This window comes from Carnobacterium gallinarum DSM 4847, assembly GCF_000744375.1.
GTDB lineage: Bacteria > Bacillota > Bacilli > Lactobacillales > Carnobacteriaceae > Carnobacterium > Carnobacterium gallinarum.
Genome location: NZ_JQLU01000004.1, coordinates 438,867 through 447,546 on the forward strand (window position 1 = coordinate 438,867; position 8,680 = coordinate 447,546).

Genomic DNA, 8,680 nt, shown 5'->3' on the forward strand with positions numbered 1-8,680 from the left:
TTTCAATAAGTTCAATTTATTTCATCTATTTGAACCCTATCACCTATTCTTCGTCCCACTCCCAAGGTTCTTTAATCACTTCCATAGTCTTAACCTCTTCCAAACTAATCACATTCGCTTCTTCATAACTCAACGCTTGGATATATACTAATAAAGTAGACAGCATTTTTAATGGTATACTGTTTACAAGTAGACACTAAAACGAAAAGAATGATTCAAATGTCCAATTACAAAAAATATGATGAAGAATTTAAGAAAAGCCTTGTTACTCTTTACCATGGAGGTAAAACACAAACTTCGTTGTGTAAAGACTATGGCGTTTCCTTTACAGCGTTATCCCGCTGGATAAAACAATATTCTGAAGTTCAAATTGAAGATGGTTCCATCCTTACCGCTAAACAGATTAAAGATTTACAGAAGAAAAACGCTTTATTAGAAGAGGAAAACCTCATCTTAAAAAAGCGATTGCCATCTTCACGCCACACTCAAACAACGATTAGATGCGGTTCATTTATTACGTTTTGATCATTCTATTGTGCGCCTTTGTAGAGTCTTAAACGTAAATAGACGTACCTACTATAAACACTTTGACCCAACTCCTGCTCCTAGAACTGTTGAAAATCAACAGCTTCGACAAACCATTTTTTTTCTATCTATATGGATTCTAAAAAACGATTAGGTGCTGCGAAAATAAAAGTTGTTCTTGAGCGTGATTTTGGAATTTTCATTAGTGTTGGACGAGTGTACCGATTAATGAAATCAATGGATTTGCCAAAAATGTCTACAACTAAGCCAAAATTTTTATATGCGAAACCAAAGGCTTCTTTAGCTTACTCAAACCACTTAAACCAACAACTCAATTCGACTGAACCGAATCGAGTTTGGACGAGCGATATTTCTTACATTCCTGTTAATAAAGGGTTTGTTTAACTCTGTGTCATTTTAGATTTATTTTCTAGAAAAATTATAGGATGGCGCGTTCGTCCAACTATGGAAGCTTCTTTAGTCCTTGAGACACTTGAAACAGCTGTGAATCAAAGAAACCCCAAAGATCCTGTTCTATTCCATACAGATCGTGGAAGCCAATACTGTGCAACTAATGTCCGTCAATTTTTAGATAATCATAACCTCGTTCCCTCTTATTCTAAAGCAGCCTATCCTTGAGATAATGCAGTAAACGAATCCTTTTTCTAATATATGAAAAAAGAAGAACTTAATCGTAGAACATTTAAAAAAATCCAAGAAGTGGAACAATCTTCTTTTGAATATATAGAGGGTTTTTACAATTCAAAACGCCCACATTCAGCAAACAATATGATGACACCAAATGAAAATGAAAAAATCTATTTTGGCTCTACCTAAATTGTATCTGTTTTTGTGTCTACTTTATTGACATCTGTCCACTCCTTGAACTACTTCATTTTCTCCACTCTGATATCTGGGTCGGATTATAAGTGATTTGACGGGAGAGGACGCAATCATTTCTTCCAAAAGTTTTTCTAAATCTTCTTGATATTCAGCCTGTACAATCACTGGAGAAAAAGCTTCAACGTCTTCCCCATCAGTTAACCATGATGCCGATACAGGTAATTTGTATCAATGAGTCCCGAAGCCCACCATACTTCCCCGTCTTCCTCTTTTCCAAGAGTGTACCATTTTCCAATAATTTTCTCATAAAAAGGAAAAGATATCTCATTAACTGCTTTATCTGCTTTATCTGATTTTTCAACATTCTTTTGTTCTTCTAACATATCTTCTTCTGTCCATTCGTATTGCTTCTCTGCACAAAATGAATTTGTTTTTTGATACTTTTCTTCTTCTTCCTGTCCGATAACAAATACATCCAATGAAAATCCCATTTAATTCCTCCTACGGTAATAGATACTAATCTAATTTTAAAAATGCGCCTTATATAAAACAAAGCTTACGTATATCAACGCAAGCTTTGTTTTATAATAAGATAATTATTACCATTCTGTTTTCACACTTACATTCCCAAGTTTTTCAGGTGAATATCTGCTTGGATAAACAGATACCCAATCTTTAAGAAACACTTTGTCCATTCCTTGATGATCCCACGCTGTCAATTGTTCATCTGTTACCTTGTAAGTCTTTAACGTATCCCTAACTTCTTTCTGGTCTGTAATCCTTTTGCCAGAATCTGCTTCTACAAAAGATATAACTTTTGTTAACTTTCTAGTTTTTACATTGTAAACATTATCAAAAAAAACAGCTACATTCTGCGTAACCATAAAGGAATAACTAATTCGTAATTCCTTTTTTGTACTATTATTTGTTATGCCTAAAGACTTCATCGGCGCTTTTAAGCTTTCATCTGTGTAGGCTTCCATGATTGCTCGTTCTCCTTCTGGAGCAGCTATTCCTGTCAAGTTTGTTGCATTGGAAGACATTCCCTTAATGTTACCTAATCTAGATCTTTTATCAAACCCATCTCCAGAAGCATTTCTACTATCATAATAAATTTCATCAAAAATATTTTGTATTTTAACTCTATTGTAGATACTTATTGAAATAAGTATAACAATTAAACTAGTTAGTAGAATGAATACTATTTTTATAGGCTTTCTCATCTGATTAACTTCCTTTGTCAGCATAATTTGTATACTCATTCTCATTATTCTTCAAGCTTTCAATGAAGTTATACGAAGCAGGATAATGCTCTTTCATGTAATTCAATTTCTCTTGTTCAGTAAGATTTCGTTTAGTATTTGCATGATACGCATCTGGTCGCTCTTCATATTTCGTTTGGTACTTTGTATCTCCAACAGTATATTCGTATTTAGGCGCTAAGTCATCCAGAATTTCATTCTTTACATAATCATAACCAGAGTTGTCTTTGAATTCCTTCGCACGATTCGTCTGACCATTAGCCAGCTCATTGTAATAGTCATTCGATGCTTGGGCATAACTTACATTTTTTTTAGTCATTCTTTGTGTAATATTTATTGCATCTAAGTCTGCTTTATAGTCATCGTTACCAATACTTGGCTTTTCTGCTGGAACTTTAGTTGTGTCTCCTCTCCAACCAGCGAGTTCATCTACAGCTTTTGAGTCGAATCGTCCCGTCACAACGCCGCTCATATTAGCTAAGCGTAAATTCTCATCAAGTATTGTTGCAGTCGTAATGGATTGGTGAGTAAAATCTCCCTTATTGTTAAAATCACTTAATTTTTGATTCCAAAATTGAGTAAACTTTTCAACACTAATTTTACCATATGCTATTTCATAATTTTTTTTAGCATTTGCATATGCTTCCGGATTTAATTTATCGGCTGTTACATTACCAGCTGATAATATATGCTGTAGTCCCAAGTTATAATACAATTCATTGTATTCCCTTTCAGAAAGGCCTAAATCAGATAATATGGCTTTTAAATCTTTAGGTGATTTTAGTATTTCTCCTGTATAGTGTTTAATTTCATCGTAGAAATATACACCTAATCCACCTGCTGTATTATTCCACATCAGCACATTTTTAATGCCGTCGCTATAACTAAATTCTCCAAGAATTCTTGTAAACAAATAATCTCTTTCTTTCTGAGATAATTCAGGAAACTTTTTATCTAACCCTTCCTTTATTTTATAAATTTGCTTAGCGGTCGTTTCGTCAAACCCAAATTGTTCTTGTAATGATTGAATATAAGTTTGCTTTTGTGTCATATTTTTCACTTTTGTTCCGTCTTGTAGCGTCGTAAACCAGCTTTTATCTGCCCCAATAGGCAATGTATATGTTCCATCATTATTTACGATTGTTCCATCTAATACTAGAATACCTTGCATCACTATCTTCATATCATTTAGACTGTTACTAAACAATCCATTTGTTTGCGAAGAAAAGTTATACAACTTTTCTAATTTCTTGTTCAATTGGTCAATATCATCTTGAATATTTTCAGACATATGAGTTAAATTACGTTGAAAGTCAAGCAACGCATCTAGTATGGCTGCCACAGGATTACTTCTGACTGCTGTTTTTGCCACATTTGAAGCAAAATTAACTGACGCCTTCATAGCTTTTTTTGTAGCAATTTGTTGCGTTAAAATATCTTCATCCAAATAACCTTCGCTCGAAATGCTTTGATCAGCTGAATTATATTGTTGGAGTTCTTGTTCTATTGATTCACAAGCAGTAGTTGCCCGTGTAATCGTTGGAATAATCAAATCACTAAACAGTCCTTTTCCAGCAGTATAGGCAGCTCCGGCTAATGTATGGCTATCTACTGCAGCGACCACTTGTTGGCTTCCTGCCTTTAATTGATTGGTCGCTTCTTTTCCACTTGCCAAATTACTTGTTAATACTTGAATTAATTCGGCGGACTCACTACTTGAATAAACTAATCCCAAGGAACCTCACCCCGTTTCTTATAAAGTGCCTCTCGCTCTTCACCTATTTTCTTCTTTCCCACATGATAGCCTATTTCAATCTGCTCGTTTGACTCTTGTAATAGCTGCCGAAATATTCTCGATTGTTCCTCATCATGGCGCTGTAGCCGATTATTTTCAACATTTCCAAATCGTGCTGCTTCATCATTTAACATAGCCACATTTTGAAAGCCTCTGTGAAGATCTTCCTCTAGAGTTTGAATAGCTTCGCCTATTTTTCTTTTTTCAATTGTAAGTTCATCCATTTGATCTTCTTTTTGTATTATCAATTGATTGTAACTAGCTCTATCTTGCTCGTTCTTTTTGTTTTCCAATGTTTTCACCCCTTAAAATTTAATCTGGCTATCTTGAAGGGCAATAAGCTCTGCAATCTTAGGAAATTTCTCACTTTGAGTTGAGACACATTCCACCAGTTGAGATAAATCTGATAACAGTTGGTTATTAACTTCTGTCCCTGTTTTCATACTCAAAACCGTGCTTTTTCTCAAAGTTACTTGTTGCCCTTTATTAAGTATTACTGACTTTACTCCTGCAACTGCTTTATTAGCTACGTCAATATTCGAAGCAATTTTCACCATAGATTCCTCCTTCAATCATCTCTAATATAGATCTTTTTAATTCATTATAAAACCAGTATATCAAAAAATATCTACATATTGTAAAAAATTGATAAATATTTTATTTCTCAGCATATAAAATTAATATATGGAGATTGTCAATATGGAAGAACAGTAGAGAAACGAAATAGGAAAATTGAGAAAAGTAAACATAGGCTATACTTTGCGCTGACAATACACAACGCTTGCAATATAGTATTGTCAACTACCTTTTTAAATGGTGTGATATTCCGAGCCTATTTATAAAAATAGCTATTTAATGTGCTTTAATCTTTTGACATGTCAAATAAATCGTAAAGAATTACGCTTTTTAAGCAAAAAATGACGTCAATAAAATGTGAAAGAGAAATATGCAAATAATTATTTTCAGGATGCTTATTTTCATACGTTTCAATTATTGAACTTTTACCTACACCATATGAACCCGTCAAAGCAACATTTGTTACATCTTCATTAGAAAAAGAAAAATTTAAAGCTTCTTCGTATGAAGAAATATCTACATCTTTATCGGGTGTTAGTTTTTCAAATTTTAAATCTACCATATATTCCTCCTAATCAAACCTATTTAATTATAATTTAATCAATAAAAATAGTACGAATTATCGATACTAACTACTTAAGTCTTAGAATCTTTGATATATCATCAATCTCCAGCGCATCCGCAATTCTTTCAATATGCTCCAAATAAATTCGTTCTCTTTTACCATTTGCAAGATTACTTAAATTAGATGGCTCAATTCCTGACAAACGTGCAAGTTCTCTCAAAGACATCTTACGTTCTGCCAATAAATTATTAATCAGTATTTCCACTTTTCTATCATGAGTATCTTCCAACATTAAGTTTCCTCCATTGACCCTATTTTTGTTGTCTATATGAACATGATATAGTATAATATTCCCAGAGTGTTGTTCGCATAGACATGGATTGTTCAAATAAATATATAGGAGGAACGACAATGACATTAGAAAAAGAATTACAACAAATTTTTAAAGAAAGTTATCTTGACTATTTATCTCACTTTATACAAGAAGATGAAGAATATCTGCTTATGAGACAAAAAATTAACTTTGCTGAAACTAAAGTACTAGAACATCCAACTGAAACTAATAAAAAGATTCTTAAAAAAATTAAATTTCAACTTGCTGAATATGTACACATAAATATATATAGAAAAGGATTTTCTGAAGGAGTAAATTATAGTCACTTAGAATCAGAAGATTCCTTAACGTAACAATCACTACATTAAAAAAAATAAGCCAACAGCAACACTAGTAAATATAGTTGCTGTTGGCTTATTCAATTGTTCATTATCTATCTTCATTTATTTTTCAAACCAGTCATAATAATCTTCGTAGGTTTTCTCTGCATATATCTTTAACAACTCTGGTCGTAAAGATTGAAAAGTACTTATTAACTCGTCTCCTCCAAAAGCATTCGAGAATTTTTTCCCTGTTAATTCGCCAGACAAACTTGAAATCAGTTGTTCTGTCTTATTACTATCTGCAAGGATATTGATTAATTTTCCAACGAGATAACCATCATCAAAAGAGAGATCCTCCCCCTTTAGATTACTCTCATAGAAATTCTGTATAGAAGCCATCATTTTATCTGTATCGCCATAGTCAAAATCTCTTGTTGCTTCATAATAACCCATCATTTCTGATGTAATAAAAATACTGGCATCCAATCTCTTTACTTCATCTAGTTCAGCATTCTTTTTAAGATACATTAAGGATAATTCTTGAATATGTTCTCTTAATAGCTTCTGGTGAATCTCCGCAAAACAATCATCCATAAATTCCTCAACTGGATAACCTACTTCATTTTCCCAACCAGGATTTTTGAAGCTACCCGTTAAAAATTCCTTTTTGATTTCCGCTGGTACATCTGGATGGTCATTAAGTAATACTTGATGTCCTTTTAATACTAAATAATCTTGGATATACTCTTCAAGTTCACCAAAATAAAACCATCCTACTGGTTTATTGCTAAGTTTAGAAACCTTCTTAACTACTTCCAATGGCGCTAGAGAATATCCTCGTACATATGAATTAATGGTTGGTTTAATCAAGCCTAATCTATTTCCATACTCTGTAAAAGACAAACCTAATTCATCTTTTACCATTCTTAAGCGATTTCCAACTTTTTCCTTATTTGGTTTCAGCAATTCAAACATGTTTAATCCCTCCTAAATACGTCTTCCATATGAGTATATCACAACGTATAAAAAATCGTATATTTTTTTCAATTTACTTGTTGACTTCGTGTATGCAATCGTATATAATTCAATTTGTAGAGGTACCCTACATTTTTTAAACTCATCGTATACAAAATCGTTTACACAAAAAGAAAGAAGGAATCTAATTTGGCAATTAAAATCAATGACTTAGTTTTACCAATAACAAAACTTGAAAGTGACTACCAAGTTGTACAAGTAACCAAGTGGCAAAAAGATGGAGAAGTCTTAGGCTGGAACTATGAATGCATTCTTCCAAAATTACGTTTTGAGAAAGTAAGCGTAAAAGTAGCCTCAGAATTTCCTGTTATCTCGAATGAAGATTTAGGAAAAGAAGGAATGGCAATCATTACATTTGAACAATTAACCATTACTCCATGGGGACGTGCAAATGGACATTTTATCAGCTATGGTCTAACCGCTTCTGCTAAATCTGCCACACTGGTTAATAAAAAATGAGCACTACTAATTACTTTACTGCTTACGAAGCCCTTGAAAAAATACAAGGGCTTCACTCTTTATCCACCTTAAATAGCTGGGCAAATTTCATTCAAAAAGAATGTCATTATACATTCCGCTATGATTACGCCACTTTTTACAAACTTTAATAAAGGTATCGAATCTAGCAATCGCCGAAAAATAAGAACTTTTTCGACATCTGAAAATTCAACTACTTCAAAAAGGTGTCCATTTAATGCCTACTCTTGGACGTGACAAAACACTACGTCAACTCTTTGATACGGATGATAAATACAACAATATGAATCATCATGAATTGATGGCTGTTATTTGGGAAAAGGTAGAAACTAACTTAAAGGAAATCAAAAATGATATAGACAAGTTGGCTATTCATTGCCAAGAATTAACTCATCAATATAAGGATATACATCAAAAAAAAGATGAAATATATGAGCAAGGACAATACTTCCAGCGGGTGGTTTCGGCGGAAGCGGTAGGACATAAGTCCAGACCGCATTCTGTCCGAAAATAGCCACACGATGGATGGGTTGTCTGGAAAGAAAAGCGAAGCGTTTCTTCCTACTTAACTTGATTTATAGAACACTATCTGGCGAAAAAAAAAGATTGTTTAAACTCGTTCTTTGACAACTGCATCATCAATAACAAAACTCAATTTCTTTAGTAGGAGTGATTAAGATTGCTACATGGATACAATCAAAAAATCATTGAAACACCTACGTATATTGAAATTTGGGAATATGAACAACCTATACTATCAAAAAGAAAAAAAGACAACGTTGAAAAGAAAGAAACGCCTGATTGGCTGAAAAATACCAAATACACATTTGATGAATTAACTGCACAAGGACAATATGATAGCCTAAAGAGAAAGCAAAAACACTATAAAAACCAACGCTTTGCCGTTGCCAGACTAATTGATACTAACTTTGATAACCAAACGAA

At 33.2% G+C, this 8,680-nt stretch carries 12 protein-coding genes and 2 pseudogenes; 5 read left to right on the forward strand and 9 right to left on the reverse strand.

The genetic code is table 11. The features are described from left to right. Positions 1–43: 43 nt before the first annotated feature. Positions 44–166, reverse strand: coding sequence for a hypothetical protein (locus BR43_RS20575; RefSeq protein WP_281173950.1), 123 nt, complete (start codon positions 164–166; stop codon positions 44–46). A gap of 53 nt (positions 167–219) precedes the next feature. Between BR43_RS20575 and BR43_RS19465 the strand changes: the two are divergent. Further along, a pseudogene (locus tag BR43_RS19465) lies at positions 220–1,362 on the forward strand (IS3 family transposase). Between the two features lie 203 nt (positions 1,363–1,565). On the opposite strand, the gene BR43_RS04820 reads toward BR43_RS19465, so the two are convergent. The 7 genes from BR43_RS04820 to BR43_RS04850 all read right to left on the reverse strand — a co-directional run bounded on the left by BR43_RS04820 (position 1,566) and on the right by BR43_RS04850 (position 5,858). Continuing rightward, positions 1,566–1,859, reverse strand: a complete 294-nt coding sequence (locus BR43_RS04820; RefSeq protein ID WP_034559987.1) for a hypothetical protein — start codon at positions 1,857–1,859, stop codon at positions 1,566–1,568. Between the two features lie 108 nt (positions 1,860–1,967). Then, positions 1,968–2,591 (reverse strand): TipC family immunity protein, encoded by a 624-nt coding sequence (locus tag BR43_RS04825; protein WP_169741019.1) that lies wholly within the window; start codon positions 2,589–2,591, stop codon positions 1,968–1,970. 4 nt (positions 2,592–2,595) lie between these two features. Further along, complete coding sequence (locus tag BR43_RS18970; RefSeq protein ID WP_051933811.1) at positions 2,596–4,365, reverse strand: T7SS effector LXG polymorphic toxin; 1,770 nt, start codon at positions 4,363–4,365, stop codon at positions 2,596–2,598. Further along, entirely contained in the window at positions 4,356–4,718 is a 363-nt protein-coding gene (locus BR43_RS04835) for a hypothetical protein (protein WP_034559990.1), read from the reverse strand. The genes BR43_RS18970 and BR43_RS04835 overlap by 10 nt, the downstream gene beginning before the upstream one ends. 12 nt (positions 4,719–4,730) lie before the next feature. Then, entirely contained in the window at positions 4,731–4,982 is a 252-nt protein-coding gene (locus tag BR43_RS04840; protein WP_034559991.1) for a hypothetical protein, read from the reverse strand. 305 nt (positions 4,983–5,287) lie between these two features. After that, the gene (locus BR43_RS04845; RefSeq protein WP_034559992.1) at positions 5,288–5,563 is read right to left on the reverse strand and encodes a YobI family P-loop NTPase; all 276 of its coding nucleotides are present in this window, start codon (positions 5,561–5,563) and stop codon (positions 5,288–5,290) included. A gap of 70 nt (positions 5,564–5,633) precedes the next feature. After that, a complete protein-coding gene (locus tag BR43_RS04850) occupies positions 5,634–5,858 on the reverse strand; it encodes a helix-turn-helix domain-containing protein (protein ID WP_034559993.1) in 225 nt (74 codons plus the stop codon). Between the two features lie 119 nt (positions 5,859–5,977). Here BR43_RS04850 and BR43_RS04855 point away from each other — a divergent pair, with 119 nt between their 5' ends. Further along, positions 5,978–6,253, forward strand: coding sequence for a hypothetical protein (locus BR43_RS04855; protein WP_034559994.1), 276 nt, complete (start codon positions 5,978–5,980; stop codon positions 6,251–6,253). A gap of 90 nt (positions 6,254–6,343) precedes the next feature. On the opposite strand, the gene BR43_RS04860 is transcribed toward BR43_RS04855, so the two are convergent. Further along, a complete protein-coding gene (locus tag BR43_RS04860) occupies positions 6,344–7,198 on the reverse strand; it encodes a helix-turn-helix domain-containing protein (RefSeq protein WP_034559995.1) in 855 nt (284 codons plus the stop codon). 189 nt (positions 7,199–7,387) lie between these two features. On the opposite strand from BR43_RS04860, the gene BR43_RS04865 reads away from it, so the two are divergent. The 3 genes and pseudogenes from BR43_RS04865 to BR43_RS04875 all read left to right on the forward strand — a co-directional run. Further along, positions 7,388–7,717 carry a hypothetical protein gene (locus tag BR43_RS04865; protein ID WP_034559996.1) on the forward strand — a complete coding sequence of 110 codons (330 nt, stop codon included), beginning with the start codon at positions 7,388–7,390 and terminating at the stop codon, positions 7,715–7,717. A 235-nt stretch (positions 7,718–7,952) separates the two neighbouring features. Further along, positions 7,953–8,249 (forward strand): hypothetical protein, encoded by a 297-nt coding sequence (locus BR43_RS04870; RefSeq protein ID WP_034559997.1) that lies wholly within the window; start codon positions 7,953–7,955, stop codon positions 8,247–8,249. Between the two features lie 165 nt (positions 8,250–8,414). Further along, positions 8,415–8,680: pseudogene (locus BR43_RS04875) on the forward strand (rolling circle replication-associated protein); the annotation flags it as partial.